This window comes from Saccharibacillus sacchari, assembly GCF_037722395.1.
GTDB classification, from domain to species: Bacteria; Bacillota; Bacilli; order Paenibacillales; family Paenibacillaceae; genus Saccharibacillus; species Saccharibacillus sacchari_A.
In genome coordinates this window covers 1-20,283 of sequence record NZ_JBBKAR010000003.1, presented here as the reverse complement: position 1 = coordinate 20,283, position 20,283 = coordinate 1, and the positions used below count along the sequence as shown (strand labels likewise).

At 38.9% G+C, this 20,283-nt stretch carries 3 protein-coding genes; all 3 read right to left on the bottom strand.

Translation table 11 applies throughout. From position 1 onward, the window contains the following. From WKI47_RS01850 to WKI47_RS01840, 3 genes are read right to left on the bottom strand one after another with little or no spacing between them, the layout of a single operon-like run. Complete coding sequence (locus WKI47_RS01850) at positions 1-2,922, bottom strand: type I polyketide synthase (RefSeq protein WP_340225488.1); 2,922 nt, start codon at positions 2,920-2,922, stop codon at positions 1-3. Next, entirely contained in the window at positions 2,919-12,029 is a 9,111-nt protein-coding gene (locus WKI47_RS01845) for an SDR family NAD(P)-dependent oxidoreductase (RefSeq protein ID WP_340225487.1), read from the bottom strand. Before WKI47_RS01845 ends, WKI47_RS01850 begins: the two co-directional genes overlap by 4 nt. Beyond that, positions 12,030-20,138, bottom strand: a complete 8,109-nt coding sequence (locus WKI47_RS01840) for an SDR family NAD(P)-dependent oxidoreductase (RefSeq protein WP_340225486.1) — start codon at positions 20,136-20,138, stop codon at positions 12,030-12,032. Between the last annotated feature and the right edge of the window lie 145 nt (positions 20,139-20,283).

The window sequence follows — 20,283 nt, the reverse complement described above, 5'->3', positions numbered from 1 at the left end:
TCAGCTCTCCTCCAATAGTCGAAGTACTTCATGTTCACTCATCATTCCATCTTTTACTTGAACCAGCATATCCAACAGTTTGGAGTCTTGTGGTTGCACCGCTCTTTTGGCTTCATGAACTAGTCGGACAAGATAGTCTGATATCTGAACAATTATTTTCCCTTCCATGTTTGCAATAGCTAATTGATATTTTCTTTCCAAGCGATTCTCTTCTGCTTGAAATTCATCGTAACGAATATGAACGTAACAACTCGGATCGAGCGTTCCGTTCCAAGTTATCTTTCCAATAGAAAAAGGGAGGAACATTTGTCCTTCAAATTTTGTTTCTTTTTCTAAGCCGATTAAAGACTGAAAAGCACCATCGATCAATGCGGGATGCAAAACAAAATCTGAAAAACTGCTCAATAAATACTCAGGACAATATATTTGTGAGAGAACTTCATGTTTGCCGGTCCATACTTTATCTATCGTTCGGAAAGCGGTTTGATATTTTAACCCCATACTTTCAAAAAAGTGATAACATTCTTCCGGGGTTAAAGTACTATTAAAATTCGACTTCATATATTCAATAGGGATATGTCCCAATTCCGGTTTTTTTTCATTGTGCTGTTGAAGATGAATTTTTCCCTTTGTATAAACTTGCTCTAAGCCATTTATTCTCGCAACAACTCGGAATTCATCGTAATTCTCGAATGCTTCCAGGCTTATATAGGTCAATGTAGACTCCTTAATCGACAGGGGTCTTACCCAATACACTTCAGAGATGGCGCTTGCAATTTGATCTGTATGAGACAGCTCTCCCGCCATTCTGGCCATTTCCAAATATGTGGATCCCGGAACAACGGAGCCTCCATCTACAAGGTGATCTTTTACGAACCACTCAGAAGGTAGAAACACCTTTTTAAATTTCTGGTTTCCAAATGTTGATTCATTTACATCAATAAGCGGATGTATGCCTTGAGAAGGATTAGATTTGATTTTTCTACTCTCAGTAGGTTTCTCTTCTAACCAGAAACGTTTTTCAGAGAAGGGGTAGAGAGGCATGGAAATTCTCATTCTTGATTTTGGTTCATATAAATCTTGCCAAACGATATCTACGTGTCCTAGATATAACTGGCACAATTCATCTAGTAAGAATGTTTGCTCATTTGTAGATAGTGATGAATCCTTTATACGATGCATGATAAGACTAGTATCCTTGTTTTGTAATAAGTAATTCCTTGTTTTTTTATCTTTTTTTCCTAATGAAAAGGAAGAACTATCCAAAGGATTTGCATCTCTTAGTTTTGAAATAAGCTGCTTCATATCGCTCGCTTTTATAATTGTTCTATAATCGAAGTGGCTTCTTCCAACTTGCAAGGTATATGCAACATCAGCTATCTCTACAGACTGTTTCTGAGCGCAACACCAAGAAAGCAAATCAGCTATTTTTTCTTTCAATATTGCTTCAGACTTAGCAGATATGGGAATTAGATAGAAAGGAAGCGGATGCTCTTCTTTTCGATCTTCAGAAGAAATACAATGCTCTTCAATTACCATATGACAGTTTGTCCCACTATGTCCGAAAGAGCTAACAGCTGCACGACGTGCAGCTCCTTGTGCTTTCCAATCTTTTAAGACATCTACTACATAAAATGGACTTTCATCAAAATTAATTTGTTTGTTAGAACTGGAAAAATGTAAAGAAGGAGGGATTTTATTGTATTTCATGGACATTAACACTTTGACTATCCCTGCTAATCCTGAAACTGCTCCTGTATGTCCGATATTGGTTTTAACTGACCCCAATCCACAAAATTGTTTTTCACTAGTATATTGCTCAAACGCTTCTTTCAAAGCATGAAACTCGATAGGATCTCCTAATTTCGTCCCTGTACCATGCGCTTCTACATAAGATATCGTTTCTGGATGAATATTAAATTTCTTGTAGATATCTGTAATGAGTTCTTTCTGCGAACGACCACTTGGAGCTGTGATACCATTGGTTTTTCCATCTTGATTCACTCCTGAGGCGGAAATAATCCCATATATATGATCGCCGTCCATTACCGCTTGGTCAAAGCGCTTCAGTAATATGGAAACTACCGCTTCACCTGGTACGAATCCATCAGCAGCGTCATCGAATGTACGACATCTCCCAGTCGCAGAAAGCATCCCCATTCTACTGGCTAACACATAACCATGAGGAGTCGTATATAACGCTACACCTCCACATAACGCCATCTCGCATTCGTTTGCACGTAAGCTCTCTGAAGCAATGTGTATAGCTACTAGTGAAGATGAACAGGCAGTATCCAATGTAATACTCGGGCCCTTGAGATCCATAAAATAAGATATTCGAGATGCTAATATAGAATTTGAGTTACCAAGAAAAATTTCCGAATTAAAATCATGCTGTCTCTCATTCAACTGAAAATAGTCAGTGTCGCCTTCACACCCTACAAATACACCTATTTTACGACTTGCCAAGCTACGGTTAGAATAACCAGCGTCTTCAAAAGTTTTCCAAGCCTCTTGCAAAAACAACCTTTGTCTTGGATCCATTAACTCTGCTTGTTTAGGAGAAATATTAAAAAACAAGGGATCAAATTTATCGATATTGGACAATAATCCCCCTTCCTTACAGTAACTTTTATCTTTTGCTTTAGGATCTTTACTATAAAAAGAGGCAGGATCCCAGCGATCGATCTCTTGAACGGAGTCGATCCCCTTCTCTAAGTTTCTCCAGTAGCTTTCTACATCACTAGCTCCAGGGAATCTACCTGAGAGGCCGATAATCGCAATGCGATTATCGGCTTTAATAGGCTCTTCCGGTGACACGGAAATATGTTGCAGAGACTTATAAAATTTCAAACCTTCTTCTGCAGAAAGTTGCTTACTATGAACCATCTCAAGCAGGTGTTTTTTATAAATTTCATTCATAGCTCTTCCCCTTTCTTGAGCAAGAAGTCGGCCGTTTTGACATCGAGCTTTTGCATTTCTAATTGATAGAATATGTTCTTTAAAGACTCCTCGTCGTCTTCATTTTTCTCTTTTACTGTTATAGGAGCTGAATCTTTCATTTCCGAATAGGTAGACTTTAAGTCTTTGTCTTGCTCTAGTGTGGAAAATCTTTGGTGTGTTTCGTTTATTACGTGATCGGCCATTCTTATTATTGTGGCATGATCAAATAAATCTTTAGGTGTCAACTCGCACGAGAATACTTCATTGAGGTTGCGTACGATCGTTAGAGCCAATATCGAATCCACACCTAATTCCATGAAAGTCAGCTCTTCGTTTATATTCTCCGGATGAATATGCAGCACTTTACACACTTCTTCTGTTACTTGCTCGATTACCTTTTCTTTCAGATCTTCTTCGCGAATAACCCGGCTCTCTACAAGATTGATTTTTGATGGAACTGAGTGTGATACAACCGCTTCTCGTTCTACATTCATCAATTCCAGAACGTAATCTTGCGCTTTGATGGTTACAAGCTGCCGGATGTCGCCGGAAAGAAGAGCTTCTACTGTATTCATCGCTTCATCTTCACGAATCGCATAGGCACCTTGTAAATTAATGTACCGGTTTAGCTCTTCGTTGAATTCGCCATTTCGATTCGACCAGAATCCCCAATTGACGACAAAAACAGGGAACTTGGATTTATCACTTAAATAATTGGCATAAATGTCTTTGTATTCGCAACTCGCCGCATAATGTGCCCACCCCGCTGTTCCTACAAAAGACTGTGCCGACGAGAATAACAACAAGAAATCTAATTTCTCCTTTTGAACAGCTTCAAAAATAGCAACACTACCATGAACTTGAGTCTCCATTGACCTTCTTAAAAACTCTGTCGTTATTTCAGAAGCTTTTAAAGGTGAAATATCCAGGGCAGATTGAACGATTCCATTTATAGATCCGAATTGAAGTTTAGTCATGGCAACAACGTGTTGCATATCCTTCAATTTTTTCACATCACCTTGTACGTATACCACTTTAGCCCCATAGGATTTCAATTTAGAGATTTTCGTAGATATGTTTTCATCTTCTGGTCTTCTTCCTACGAGTGTCAATGATGCACCTACACTTTTAGCCAAATACTCAGCTAAGGCGTATCCTACCGTGCCCAACCCTCCTATGATGATGTAAGTGCCGTTCATTTTAAATGGGGTTGAGCTCGGAAGCGGAATCTCAATGGGGGAAAGAACCCTTTCATACCGCTGATCTTCTCTAAAAGCGACTAACTTATTCTCATGTGAAGGTTCTGCAACCATTCTTTTTATATTTCCAGCAATCTCTTGTATGTTTTTAGATTCTTCAAGTAAATTACGATGTAAATCTATACGCGAGAAGCGGAATTGCGTAAATTCTTTAGCCAGAGTTTCTGCCAAGCTATGCAAACCACCTGATACAAAATAGACCTCATCATCTTTTTCGATCTTATACTGACCAAAAGTAATTACTTTAATATTTGTTGCTGCATATTTCTGTTCCGCTAACAATTTCACCAAACGGAAAAAGAAGATCGTATTTAATTCTAGCCCACTACTTACTGAGGTCCATAATTCCAGCTCACTTGCATCAAAATCAGCTAAGAAATAGATAAGATCTAAACTTGTGTAATGAGCAAGACATTCAGAAAGACACTCTTCATCTTGAATATTCAGCCTAAAATCACAACTAGATGAGAATCTTGCATCAGCCGAAACTTCACAGATTCCTAGCTCGTCATTTTGATGTTCATTCTTCAGACTTTCAACAAAAGAGCTGGCTGCATTTGTCGTGAATATCAATACTCTATTTTTTTTGATCTTACTTTCTTTATTCACACTCTTAGCTGGAAATAGTTTCCACCTTGGAATGTAAGTGATATTTTTCTCAGAAGAGTCTCCATCATTAACTGTTGAATGAGTATGGTTTATAGAGAGCGCCAACATTGAAGAGGAAACTTTTTCAGCCTTCTTCAAGACGGGCCAGTATCTTTGTTTGGCAAATGGATAAGAAGGGAGTGGCATTTTTTGAGGTCTATGCTCTCCGTAAAGCAATTGCCAATCTATTTCGATACCCATCGCCCATAATTGAGCAATCTTACCTTGTTTTTTTCCTAGAATTAGAGAATTGATAAATTCTCGGCCTTCTGCACCTTCTATCAACAATTCATATGGGTTGCTGGCTTGGCGACTTCCCGCATATATTCCCTGAGTATTTGTTTCTCCTTGGAGAAACTTTGACAATTTCTCACACAGTCCTTCTAGACTACTGGCAGCTATAGCAAGCTTTTGTTCCAGTACTGCTCTACCCGTCTGAAAAGTATAACAAATACTCTCAAGCTCTTTGACGTAGCCTTCTTGTGATTCATCTATCTCTTTTCTGAAAGAATCAGATAGCAAAAACTCTAAAACCTTCCGTGCATAGACTTGTAATTGCTCTTTTGTCTTTGCGGATATCGGAAGAATATAGACTTGCTTGGATTCGCCATAATTCCGATGTTGGTCTATTACTGACTCAGGAGCTTCTTCAACGACCATATGACAATTCGTTCCACTAAATCCAAAAGAGTTAATGGCTGCTCTGCGCGGTTTCTGTGTTCTTGGCCAATCGCTTAGAGCATGGTTCAAATAAAATGGGCTATCTTTAAAATTCATGTGTTCATTTTCTTCATGGGCATGGAGAGTTGCAGGAAGCTTAGCATGCTTTAGACAGAGCAGTACTTTAATAAGTCCCACTGCTCCAGAAGCAGCTGAAGTATGTCCTAGGTTGCTTTTAACAGAACCGATGGCGCAGAACTGTTTCTGCCCCGTATAAGAAGAGAAAGCTTGACTCAGGGCCGTAAGTTCAATTGGATCTCCCAACTTAGTTCCCGTCCCATGAGCTTCTACATAAGAAATACTAGATGGATTAATATCATATTTCCGATAAACCTCTTCTTCCAATTCGGTTTGCGATTGTGAGCTAGGGGCTGTAATTCCATTCGTTCTTCCATCCTGATTGATCTCTGAACCTTTAATGATGCCGTATATATGGTCTCCATCTTTTAGAGCGTCATCTAGCCTCTTTAGAACAACGATTGCAACAGCTTCTGCCGGAACAATGCCATCCGCCTCATTTGAAAACGTCTTACATTTGCCATCATGAGATAGCATGCCTGCTTTACTCATTGAAATATAAGGTTTCTCAGTTAAATAAAGCGTAACTCCACCTGCTAGCATCAAATCGGTTTCTCTATTGATAAGACTTTTGCAAGCCACATGAATAGCTACTAAAGAAGAGGAACAAGCCGTATCAATGCTTATCGCAGGCCCTTTCAGGTTCAAAAAATAAGAAATCCGTGAAGCTAGGATGGAGTTCGTATTACCGAGCATAAGTTGCGCTTTATACTCAGATTCAGAATTTTCTAAGATAGAACTATATTCATTACCAAACACCCCTGCCATAACGCCGCATTTAATCCGGTTTAACATTTTTAGAGAATACCCAGCATCCTCTAAGGCTTTATAACTCTCTTGTAAAAATAATCGCTGTTGGGGATCCATCATTTCAGCTTCAACTGGAGAGATGTTAAAAAATGCGGGATCAAACTTGTCTACGTCCTTTAAAAAACCTCCCCATTTCCCTTGTGACTTATTAGGGTTCAATGGATCTGGATCATATAGCTCTTCTTTATTCCATCTTTCTTCTGGAATTTCAGTTATGGAATCGATACCTTGAATTAAGTTCTCCCAAAATTCATTAACGTCTTCTGCTCCAGGGAACTTGCCTGAAATCCCAACAATTGCGACTTCAGAAGGTATCGCTTTCGTTTGCTGTAAATTCCTTAATGGTAATGCAGGTGTGATCTGTTTTAAAGGTTTACTATCGTTCGTCACTTCTTTGAAAGGAGCATCAGATTCGCTTTTATTGCTTTTTTCTAAATCTAGTCGCCGATCCTTCAATACGATTCCGCTAACAGCTTCACTATATGTTTTAGATAAGTAAAGAGCTAAATCGTGAATATTAGAATGATCAAATAAGGTATGAACCTCAAGTTTTATTTGCAAATTACGGTTAATTACATCCAATATTTTCAACCCTAGTAGAGAATCTATTCCATAATCTGCGAAAGGGATTTGACGATTAATCTCTTCATAACCCATTTCTAGAGTTTCTCCGAACCATTCAGTCAGCTTATCTTCAAGTTGTCGGATTGATTCTTCTCCTTCATCATACTTAGAGACTAAGGAGAGGCGAGACTGATCTTTTTCACCATCATTTAAAACTTGAATCGCCTTTTCAGTTCTCCGTGCCCATTTTTCCGCCGCATTTTCATAATTGATTGAATTAGTTAAAGCCTGCTCATTCAGCTTCTTTAATTCTTCCCAGGTCAGTGAATCTTCGGCTTTTTCAATAGTTAGCAGTACATAGCGGAATAATTCTAACCCCAAAGCTTTACCAAAATTGTTCCACGCTTTATGTTCGTTTTCCATACCCTTTGTATCCGGGTATTCTGTATTTAAAAAAGCAAGATTCTCTTCAAAATTAGAGTCATGTAAAAAGTTTGATACACCTTTACTTGCATCTACACAATCTACGATCTGCAACCTATGGTCAGCGAGAATTTTGCTGTATTGCGATTGTGTCACCGTATACTGTCCTACTTCAGGAAGATTTACTTCGTGCATGGTATTAGCAATGCAATCAGCTAATACAATTTTGCCTTTAGGAGATAGATGACGCGACATATTCCCAAAGACTCCTTGCTTATCAGCAATATGTACCGTAACCTCTAATCCAATGATGAGATCATAATGACTAGGATACTCATCTTTTGAACTATCTTTGCAATAAATCTGAATTTGTTCAGCAAGACCATTTTGTTGAACCTGTACACGGCCGAACTCAGCTTGATTTCCCGAAATTGTATACCCATCACAAGTCAGATGCGGATATAATCGAGCAAATTCTATCAAATCAGTCGAGAAACCACATCCTATGTCGAGCAAATTGAACACATTCCCAAAATCAATATGACGATAAAGCACTCTTCTCATTTCTTTTTGTTTCTCCAGAGCGTACACTGCATGATCCGCAAACTGATCGGGTTGGGAAAAGACTCTTATCCAAGAGAAGCCTTCCACTTTCTTGTTGAACGGAGCGAAAGTTAAATAGCCTTCTCTTGTCGAACCTTCTGCGTAGTGTTGAATAGAAGCATCGTAATAACTCGCTACTACATTGTCAGAATTTCCAGTTGACAAAGAAGCCGTTTTTTTCTCACGATCCTCCTGAGCATCTTGAATTTGTTCTACTTGTTTATCTGTAGAATACATCCAACATCTGCGCTTTTCAAAAGGGTAAGTTGGCAAAGGAATTCTTCTCCTTTTATTCATCTTGTGATCCATTATCCACTCAGAAATTTCTCCTCTAAGCCATCTGTCAGCGACTACCTTGAGTTTGGTTTGTTCTCTATCTTCGATGACCACTTGAGAATTATTGTTTATCCTTTCTTTAAGAAGACCAACCTCTGGCTCGTAATTGGAAGAATCGATATAGTCTTGCATCTGCTGTTTCAATTGCTCTACTTGTTTGCAAATAAATACAGCTCGCTTTTGCATCGACTGCCGTCCGTTTTGCAAAGTAAATGCAATGTCAGCCAACCATTCATCTCCATAACGATGTCGGTTTAAATGATCCAGCAAAATTTCAACATAGGATGTCAATTGCTGTTGAGTTCGCGCCGAAACAGGAATAGCATATTCTTCTAATTCTTTGTTTTCAAATTTGATTGGACTTTCATTTTCCATCCATTCTTCAATGATGAGATGTGCTTCAGATCCTCCTGCTCCAAAAGAGCTAATAGCTGCTCGCCTAGGAAGTTTTAGAGTCTCGTCTATTCCTTTTACTTCCATAGAAGGCCAATCCATTTCCGATTCAGGTATATAGAAGGGAGAATTCTCTACCGAAATGCCGCTGTTTATTTCCTTTGCAACTTTGTTTGGAAGGATCTTTTTATGTTTTAACTGAAGCAAAACCTTGGTTAATTGCGAAATTCCGGAGGCCGCTTCCAAATGACCAATGATAGGTTTTAAAGATCCCACAGCGCAATACTGTTTTTTTGAGGTATGCGCTTCGTATGCTCGACGAATGCCTGTCCACTCAATAATGTCAGTCATTTCACTTCCTAAGGCTTGTAGTTCTGCGTAGCCTATTGTTGCCGGGTCAGTATCACTGCTTTCTAAAACACTTTCAATCAGACTGGTTTGAGATTGAGGATCGGGCAAGAAAAACCCTGAAGAGTATCCTTTGTGACTTGATCCTGAACCACGAACTGTACCGTAAATGTAATCTCCGTCTTCGAGTGCCTGATTTAACGGTTTTAATAACACGGCTCCTATACCTTCACCTGGAATAAATCCATCTCCATCCCGATCAAACAACTCGATATGATCTTTTGAAGAAAGCATTTTACTTTGGCACATGCTTAAATATTTTGAAGGGTGCAAATAAAAATTGACTCCTCCTGCAATTGCAGCTTCACTTTCTCCTGTCCAAATACTTTGACAGGCCATGTGGATCGCTGTAAGGGAAGAAGAACAAGCGGTGTCTAATGCCAGGCTCGGTCCATTCAGGTTGAAAAAGTAGGAAATCCTATTAGGTAAACTGAAATAAGTTGAATTGATTGGTGTAGGCGTGGGTGATACCCAATGATCAATACCGGCAAGGGGATATGTCATTGATGTAACCCCGACAAATACGCCCACTCTCTTGCCGCTCCAATAATCCTTATTGTATCCACCATCTTCCATTGCCGTCCAAACACATTCCAGAAATTTTCTCTCTTCTGGATTAATGAGCTTCGATTCTAGTGGATTCATTTTGAATAGTAGCGGATCAAAGTTTTCTACTCCATTTACAAAAGCACCTCTTTTGCAGTAAATGCCTTTGTCCAAATATTCTTCATAATTCCAACGATCATTAGGAATTTCTTGAAAACATGATTGACTAGACTTTAACAGATCCCAAAATTCCTCAGTATTGCTCGCGTTTGGATATTGACCTGCTAAGCCAACGATTGCTACGATCGGTTTGTCGTTTGCTTGCATCTGCTTTTTACTTGTTGTGTGATTTTTTTTATTATTTGCTCCTCTATTGTCTTCTGGAATTTGTGTTTGCTTCAGAATCTTCGCGAACTGTGGAGCATGATATTCATAAAGAAAATCAGCAAGCTCTTCTACTGTTTGATATTCATACAATAATGTCTTGGATACATTCCCAAGTTCATCTTCTAATATTTTGTTAAAAGCTTTTATTGCCATAGAATCTACACCATAATCTTGAAAAGGCGTGTAGACATCTATTTTCTCAGGAGAAAGCTTTAAAAGATCACCGAGGTTAAACGTAATGTATTTTTTTATCGTCTCTAGAAGTTGAGTTCCTTCTAAAGGTGGAATTGTACTCGCAACTTCTTTTGGTTTAACTTGCTTTCTAGCGCTTAATTGTTCAAAATACTTTTCTATTTCATTTTCATCACCATACAAAATTGATACGTGTTCTTCATTTGATTTCAAGATTTGTTCCCATGCTTCTATACCTTCATTTGTTGGCATTCCCTTTATAGGTACATTTTCTGGCAGAGCGTCATCTACTGACATTCCTCCTTCTGCCCATAATGGCCAATCAATTGATACAAAGCGATTAAGTGGTTCTTTCTGATTGCTAGATCGATTTCGATAGGAACAGTACTGCTTCATAAATCGATTAGCAAATGAATAATCACATTGCCCGGGGTTTCCCCATACTTCACTTAAAGAAGATAAGACGACAAACCAGTCAAGTTGCTCTGTTTTTGTTGCTTCGTCTAATAAAATTGTTCCGTACACCTTAGGGTTTATTACTTCCTCCATATTTTGAACGGTTTTCCGAATAATATAGGCATCGCGGATGACACCAGCCCCGTGAATGATCCCATCGATATGCCCATATTTTTGTTTAGTCTCAAATATGAGACGAGTTACATCTTCAGGATTTGTAATATCAACTTGTAGGTAAGTGACTTCTGCTCCTATTGAAGCAAGTCTTTCTAACTTTTCTTCAGTTATACGACTAGATTCTGATCTTCCACATAACACCAATCTTGCATTTGCCTTTTCTGCAAAATGACAAGCGAATTTATAACCTACTCCACCTAAACCACCAGTAATGATATAAACTCCTTTAGGTTTTAACAGTTCTTTCCTCGAAAAGCTCGATGATATCGTTCTACTTGAACGTATTTTTTGTCTTTTTGAAAGCCTAACTTCTTTCTTATATTTCACTTCCTCTTCCCAACTTGAAGATGAGAGTTCCGCAACCAATATTTCTGCAAACCTTGCTTGCTCTACCTCATCAATTTCAATACAGGAGGTTCGAATAGAAGGATACTCTTGATGTACGGTCTTAAGAAAAGAACTCATTGAAGAAAAAATGGGATGATGTCCTTTTATAGACTTATACGCAAACCGTAACTCTAGAGGATGTTTGTACTTCTTTTCAATCAATGCTTTACAAAAGTGATATACACTGAAATAACTAGAAGCGAGTTGTTCTCCAACAAGGTCAGGGGCAAAGTGGGCTTTACACTCACACCAAGCGTGTACAACCTTATCAAAGTGAATTCCCCGCTGCATGAGGAGATCGATAACAAACAAATAATCAGTATATTCTTGAGGACGAATGACAAAACATCCGTCATTTTTCTCTTCGAATGATTTTCCCGGGATAATGCGGATCACTTTCAAGCTTTCGTTTTCTCCACCATATCGTTTTGAATTACTCATATGCTTGAATGAATCGGAAATAGCATTCCCCTCTTCAAAAACAATAATTGGACCATTGATGAGATCAGGTTCTTGGTATGAAAGAGGGGTTTCTTCCCATTCTTCCTTAAAAAATAAAAAACCTGATTTTCCGCCTCCTGTTTTGCTATCTAGCACCTCCTTCCCTTTTAAATGTTCAAGCATTTTCAGTCCTTGTTCTGGGCTCAAGCGTTTAGACTCAATTTGCATCAATATTTCGTTCATCGCCTCTTGATTCATTCACAAGCCTCCCATACTATTTTTAACTTGTTCGATTGTTATCTCACCGTTTCTCAGCTGATGAAGTTTTTGTAAAAGAACAGAATTTTGAGGTCTTTCATTCTTGCTTTTTTCTATAGCCAACCAATAACTTTCTTTACTAAATGGATAAGTTGGCAAAGAGAGTTTCTTTAAATCTCTCTCGGAATGAATCAATTTCCAAGGAATCTTAGCTCCAGTCACCCATAGTTCAGCCAATTTCATAGCATTATAGCTTTCCATGGCTTCCTCTACGAGAAAATGATCTGGTAATTCTTTTCTTTGCAGAGATGACTTTTTGTTGCTGGACTTTCCTTGGAAAATGTTCTTGGAGATCTTCAAACTTTGATTCTCATATTGTTCCAATAATTCAACCAACTCTTTCACACTTTCGGCAACAAAAGCTACTTTATAGTCAAATGCTTCTCTGCCCGTCTGTAATGTAAAAGCAATTCGTTTCAAGTCCAAATTCCTCTTATAGGCATCTGTACTTTTTATAATGTGCTTATCAAGCAGGTACTGAGAAATTTCATGTAAGGTTCGGTATTCACTGACTAAAGTTGGAGAGCACTCGATACCATACATTTCAGATACTCTATTTGTGAGAAGACTCAGCTCTAACTGAGAGAAGCCTAATTGATAGATATCTTCCGAAAGATCAATTTCTTTCTCCGGAACATTCAGGATCTCCGAACAAATTTGAGTGAGTTTCCTATTCAAGCCATGAATGTTTTCTCCTTCAATTACATTTGGGGAGTCTTCAGAATTCTCGTTAACGATATGATTACGTAGAGAACGACAATAATCTCTTAACTGAGATTCGCTTCTTGCTGATAACACGACAACTTCTGGGCGATTTTCTAAAACTTGACTTGCTTGTTCAACGTACTCTTCCAGAACAATATGACAATTTACTCCTCCGAATCCAAAAGAACTTACCCCGGCTCGTTTTAACGCAGGCTTACCTTTTGGATCTTTTGGAGTCTCCCACGGACTACTTTTTTCCACAATATAAAATGGAGAATTATTCAATTCAATGTATGGATTCATTTTTTCAAAATGAAGATTAGATGGTATGATTCCATTTTTCATGGCTAATACCACTTTGAAAATCCCAGCAATCCCTGCTGCAGCTTCCAAGTGTCCAATATTGGTTTTGACGGAGCCTATACCAATATGGGGTTTCCCAGAAAACTCTTTATCATAACTTTGATACAGCCGAGTAAATGCCGATTTCAGCCCGTTAATTTCAACAGGATCTCCTAAATTTGTTCCCGTCCCGTGCGCCTCTATATAAGAGATAGTTGACGGGTCGAAACCTGCTTTTTCATAAGCTTTTACTAGGAGATCTGCTTGAGCATGGGGATTGGGAGCTGTTAATGAATTCGTCCTGCCTCCATGGTTAATAGCGGAACCTTTTATGACTGCATAGATGTGATCGCCATCCTGAACGGCTTGTTGCAAAGATTTAAGCAATACGGCTCCCGTTCCTTCACCTCTTACGTAACCATCTGCTTTGTGATCAAATGTTTTACAACGGCCATCTTGAGCAAGCATTCCATTTTTACTAAAAGAAACATGGAGAGTTGGAGTCAATATGACATTTACTCCTCCGGCTATCGCCATTTTGCAGTGACCATTCTGAATGGATTCTACCGCGCGATGGATAGCAACGAGAGAGCTGGAACATGCGGTATTAACAGGTTCGCTTGGCCCATGAAGATCTAACAAGTAAGATATTCGATTAGGTAAAATGCAGTGCGACATTCCAGTAGAAGTTTGCGCGTCTACTGCGGCATGTTGTTTTTGTAATAACTCTGTATAGTCATTACTTGCTACTCCAACAAAAAGTCCTGTATCCGTTCCGGCCAAATCAGAAGCTCGATACCCCGCATCTTCTAGAGTTGACCATACCGTTTCCAAAAATATACGCTGCTGTGGATCCATCATTTCTGCTTCCCTAGGTGAAATCCCAAAGAACAAGGGGTCAAATTTATCTACGTCTTTTAAAAAGGCACCCCATTTAATATCAGTCTTATTGATTTCGGTATCCGGATCTCCATAATGCTCTTCCCAACTCCAGCGCTCTTCTGGTATAAGCGATACCATGTGATCACCATTTTTAAGATGCTCCCAGTATGCTGACATGTTCTCCGATTCAGGCATTTTTCCGCTCATGCCAATGATGGCAATAGGTTCGTATCGCGTATTATTTTTATATTCCTTCTCTTCTTGATGAGGTTCACGAGGAAGCAGAGATTCGATTTCCACCAACTCTGGGAGCTTTAGCAAATCTTCTTCTGGTTCCGTGACGGTCTCATGAAGCTTGTTCTGTTCTTGTTTTTCTTCTCTAAAGGTCAAGCTCACTTTTTCTCGTTCATTCAGCAAGCCTGCAATAGCGGATCTATGTTCTTCAAAAATGAAATCCGCAATGCCTCCAATAGAAGAATGACCAAATACAGAAGCTGGTGTGAGATCTATATGAAATGTTTGTCCCAGTTGGAGTGCAAAATCAGCTAGTAAGAGAGAATCAAATCCATATTCAGATAATTCTCCGTAATAGTCTATCTCTTCAATATCAATGCGAAGTAGGGCTGATACGATGCCAATAACTTCTGTCTGATACAATTCGTATACGCCAGAACCTTCTTGCTCTATTTTTTTATTATCTGTTTCAACAAATTCCGCTTCGCTAAGCAAATGTGTCTCTTTTTCCTCTTTACGATCCATACTGCTTCCTAACCAATTGCGTATCAAGGATGGGCTACCTACCATAACACTGAAATGCTTTAGAGGCATGGAAAGCCCCTGCTTCAGCACTTCTAAGCCGCTTTCTGTTGATATATTCGTCATGCCTGTCTTCTCACGGAACATACGCTCCGCGTGCTCATTTAATTGCATTCCTCCGTCTTTCCATAAAGGCCACCCGATAGACAATATTTTTGTTTGGCCCATATGATCCTCATGACATTCCGCAAAGGAATTCATAAATCCATTGGCGTAGGCATAATCAGCCTGCCCAATGTTACCTCTGATTTCAGCGACAGAAGAAAACAAAGCTATAAAATCAGGTTTCAACTGTTGCGTCATCCGAACAAGATGGGTAGTTCCGATTATTTTAGCGCCTATCACTTCATTTAAGTCTTCAATGGATTTATTGACCAACATCTTATCTTTGGTCAATCCCGCACAATGGAAAATGCCATGAACGCCAGAATGCTCTGTAGTAATCTTTTCCACAAAACTTTGCATAGAAGTTTCAAGGGATACATCAACACGCATATAAGAAACTTCACAACCGTAAGTACGGAGTCGTTCAACTTTTTGTTTTAACCCCTCACCCATATAAGAACGACCTAAGAGAATAAGTTTTGCTTGGAATTCAGAGGCTAAGTATTTGGAAATTTCGTAACCGATTCCTCCCATACCTCCAGTAATGATATAAGTTCCATTCCTCCGAAATACTTTCTGTGGTTCTGTATCTGGAAGCTGAAATTCTTCGACTTCTTTTTCGCTTTTTGATTGATCTGTATATTTAATCTCTACGCTGTTTTTTGACATCAATGCTGCCTCTGTAGCTATCGTCTTTGCCCATTTATCAGGTTTATCAAAAAATGAATCCGTATATTCTATACTTTTGACCTGCATGTTCGGTATTTCTAAGGAAGCTGATTTGAGAAAGGCACCTACTGCGCGATCAAGCGGGTTTGCCGTCTGATTCAAAGAATTTATAAAAGAATAGATCAAACTCATTTTTTGCGAGACTATTTTCGTCATCCCAATCGCTTTAGTCAAGAAGAATAATGGGTGGAACTTTTGTTCGATTTGTTCTTTGATGTTCAGCGTATTTACAGATGTGGAGTTCGAGTCATGGAATACAATATAGTTAGGTTCTTGCTTTTTATCTTTTAAAACAGTTAGAAGTTTCACATAATCATCTTGTTCTACAGGATTAATTGAGTAAATCTGATCCCTTTCGATGATGCCAAAGTTGCCCGCAGGTTGTACCCATACTACTTGCGTGAGAGGGTCACTTTGTTGTTTTATAGCTTGAACATATTGTTCAGATTCCGTCCAAATCAAGATATTTCCTTTTAACAATTCAGCAGTCTGGTCGGTTAGAGTTTTTTCTTTCCATTTCCATTTAAAAGCCAAAAGATCTTCTCTTTCCTTGCTGACTTCATTCTCTTTTTTCGATATAGAAGCGATAGATCGGCTCATAAAGTTTTCGACTTTTACTATTACTTGGCCTTGATGATCCGCAATCAAAATATTATAATTTCTCATTCCGGATTCTACGATGTTTTTATTTTTGACTTCTCGAATGTAAGCGTAGGCTCCAGATGAGAGATTCCCATAAATTTTGATTGATTCAAGCGAAAAAGGTAAGCTTATTTGTTTGTCTGCTGAATTTCCTAACAACAGATATCCCATAATGGTTTGTAATGCTCCATCCATCAGTGCAGGATGTAAAACAAAAGAACTAGCTGGTATGCTATCTGCTGGAAGGTTTATCTCCGCTATTGCCCCACCTTCAAATATCCCTATTTTCTCAATTGTTTGGAAGCTATACCCATAATCAAACCCTACTTCTGCGAAGGCCTTATAACATTCCTCTCCTTCAAAAAAGGAATTACATTGAGCCTGTATATGATCGATGGATAGCGGTTCTATTGTTTCATATTCATCGTTGTCTTTGATTAGTCCCCTTGAGTGAATAGCCTTTACACCTTTTGAATCCATAGAAAAAATCTCATAAGTAATTCCTGTGCTTTCTTGTTTGAAACGGGTAGTCAAGTTTTGGGACGCTTCTGTAACAGAAAAAGGATTTATCCACATCACATTCTTCATCATTGCGGTATCCGAATTGGTTGCATAGTTTGCCGCCCCCATTGCCATCTCCAAAAAAGCAGCAGCTGGCATTAACGGCTTGCCTTGTACAATGTGGTCTTTTAAATAAAACTCCTCACCACTCACATTCAGAGAAAACTGAGTTTCTTTCAAAGTAGATATATTAGCATCGACTAGTGGATGCAAAGCAACTTTATTGATCTTATCTTTTTTGACTGCCGTTTTACGTTCTGATTTGTCATACCAGTAACTTTGATAATTAAATGAGTATGTAGGGAGTGGGACTTTTTGAACAGAATTTTCATGCCAAAGACTTTTCCATGGTATTTCGTAACCCTTCTCATAAAGCCCTATGATTTGCAAACAACTTTGGCCTTGATCGGAGATTTCTGCTCCTTCTTTTAAAATCTTCATTCTTGCTTGTTCAAACTGCTTAAATTCGTTATCTTCTTCACTCAGCTTTATTGCATTCTGTTTCACATGAAATTGGTGTACACCATCTTCCATTTCATTTTCTAATAGTCTTCTCAACTTCATCAATAACTCTTCTGTGGACTGAACTAGAAGTACAGTATGGTGAGAAAAATGAGCTCGTGAAGTTTGCAAGGAATAAGCTATATCAGCCAGCCTATACTCATCCTTGTTTATCGTGAGCCAATTATAGAAGTTGCTCAAAGCGGATTCATGCGACTTTTTGCTTTTTGCAGATAAAGGAACTATAAAATAGTTGTAATCGAATGCCTCTAGTTTTTTTGGTGCAGGAGCTTCCTCTATAAGAAGATGCGCATTGGTACCACTAAACCCAAAAGAACTTACCCCTGCTCTCCTAGGCGTCTGGATTGCCGGCCAGTCCTCTAGTTTCTCAACAACTTGGAATGGTGTTTTCTCAAATTCAATGTGACTATTCTGTCTTTGAAAGTTTACGTTGGGCGGAAGTTTTTTGTGTTTTAAAGAAAGTAAAACTTTCAACACACTAGCTACTCCTGCCGCTGAAGCGGTATGACCAATGTTCGTTTTTACCGAACTGATTTTACAAAATTGCTTATCAGAGGTGTAATGACCAAATGCATTAGTTAAAGCTTCCACTTCAATTGGGTCTCCCAGTTTGGTTCCTGTTCCATGTGCTTCAATAAATTGAATAGATCTTGGATTGATTCCAGCTTGACGATAAGCACTAAGTTCCACTTGGGTTTGTGACAAAGTACTAGGAGCCGTTAGCCCGTTTGTTTTGCCATCTTGGTTGATTGCCGAACCCTTTATCACTCCATAGATGTGATCATTATCTCGAACCGCAGCATCTAGGGATTTAAGAATGATTGCACCTGCACCTTCGCCTGGAACAAAGCCATCTGCTCCATCATCAAAGGTTTTGCATTGACCAGTAGGAGAAAGCATACCTGCGTTACTTGATAAAATAATAAAAGCAGGAGTTAGCGAAATAAATATGCCTCCTGCTATAGCCATTTCACTTTCGCCAGAGAGGATACTTTGACAGCCCAAATGGATAGCTACCAGGGAAGAAGAACAAGCTGTATCTATAGACAGACTAGGCCCTTTTAAGTTCAAGAAATAAGAGATTCTCGCAGCAAGTACAGACAAAGAATTCCCCCAAAAAGCTTGAGGTTCCATGACAGTTCCGTCTTCTTGCATTTTGTTCAAATAATCTCCGCCACTGGTTCCCACAAATACTCCACACTTTTTATTGCTGATATCTTCTGTTGCATAACCTGCATCTTCAAGCGCATTCCAACATGTTTCCAGAAAGATTCTTTGCTGCGGATCAGTAAGGTCGGCTTCTTTTCCAGAAATGTTAAAGAATTTTGCATCGAATTGATCAATATTTCTAAGAAACCCTCCCCACTTACTAGAAGTTTTATCTAATTTTTTGGGATCAGGATCATAAAACTCCTCAACCAACCATCGCTCTCTTGGTACTTCATTAATTGCACAGTGACCGTTTTTTAAGTTTTCCCAGAATTCTTCTAGGTTATCTGCTCCCGGGAATTTACCTGACATGCCTACAATGGCTATATCTCTATTTAATTTATCATTAGGGTTGATAACCGAATGCTCTTTCGGAACTTCGTGAAGATCTTCTGCATCTTTTTTTGAAGAATCCCAGATAGCATCTGTTTTTATGACTACTTTACCTATATTTTTTCCATTCTCAAGATAGTGGTAAGCTTCTTTGATCTCCGAAAATGGAAATACACGGCCTACCTGTGGTTTGATTTGTCCAAGCTCCAGTATGTCTACCATTTGCTTAAGATAAGACGAGATTTCTTCGGACTTGCCCGTTAAAAGTTTGCGTATATTTATGCTGTGGAAGCTCTGATTCTCTACCAAATGTCCCAGGCTGTACTTATAGGAGCCCCCTAGGGCTCCTATAGCAATTTCAATATACCTTCCTTCTGGAGCAAGAATGTCTAGTCCCTTTTGTACGGCTTCATTTGAAAGGGTGTTAATAACAACGTCTACTCCATATCCGTTCGTCAAATCCAGAATTTCCGAGGCAAAATCTGTTTCTTTATAAAGAATAAGATTCTCAACACCCATTTTTTGTAAATAATTTAACTTCTCCCTCGAACCCGCTGTTGCGTACACTTCAGCACCTTTCAATTGCGCCATTTGTACAGCAATAAGTCCGGTTCCTCCTGCGGCTGTTTGAATAAGTATTTTTTCTCCCGGTTGAATATTCGCTTTTTCAAAAATCATTTGATTAGTCAAAAATGCCACAGGGAAGCTACTTGCTTCTTCAAACGAAAGTTTTCGAGGTTTTTTCACTATAAGTTTACTGTCTGTAATTACGATAGAACTGTGTGCCCCCATTCGAGGACCAGTCAACCCAATCACTTCGTCCCCTCGGTTTAAGCCTTTTACATTTTTCCCAACTTCCTGCACAATACCTGCGAATTCAAAGCCTGGAGTGAACGGGTATTCAGGCTGCATGGGATACAAACCTTTTACACATAATAGATCTCCGAAGTTTATAGAAAATGCTTTAACTAACACCTTCACTTCTTCGTCATTTGGTTTTTCTACGGGGACACTTCTTAACTGAACACCTTGCACGGAAGTTGGTTTATCAAGCCACACTTTTTCTCCAGCTCCTGTACGAGGAGTCAAGCGTACTTCAGTATGCTGTTTTAATTGTTCGAGGTACAGCCGTCCTTCATCAGGCGTAATATCCCCTTGCTCTACCAAAGAAATAATTTCTTTTATTTTATGTTTTTTATTCATAAGATACCTCCAACAACTTAAAAACCTGCTCGCCGCTCAACTCGCCGTTCGACAACTTCTCAAGTAGCTCCAACTCGACGTTTCCTCTTCCCCCAAAAACCTCAGTAACATTTTCATTTATTTCCCTTGATTTTGGGATTCGTTT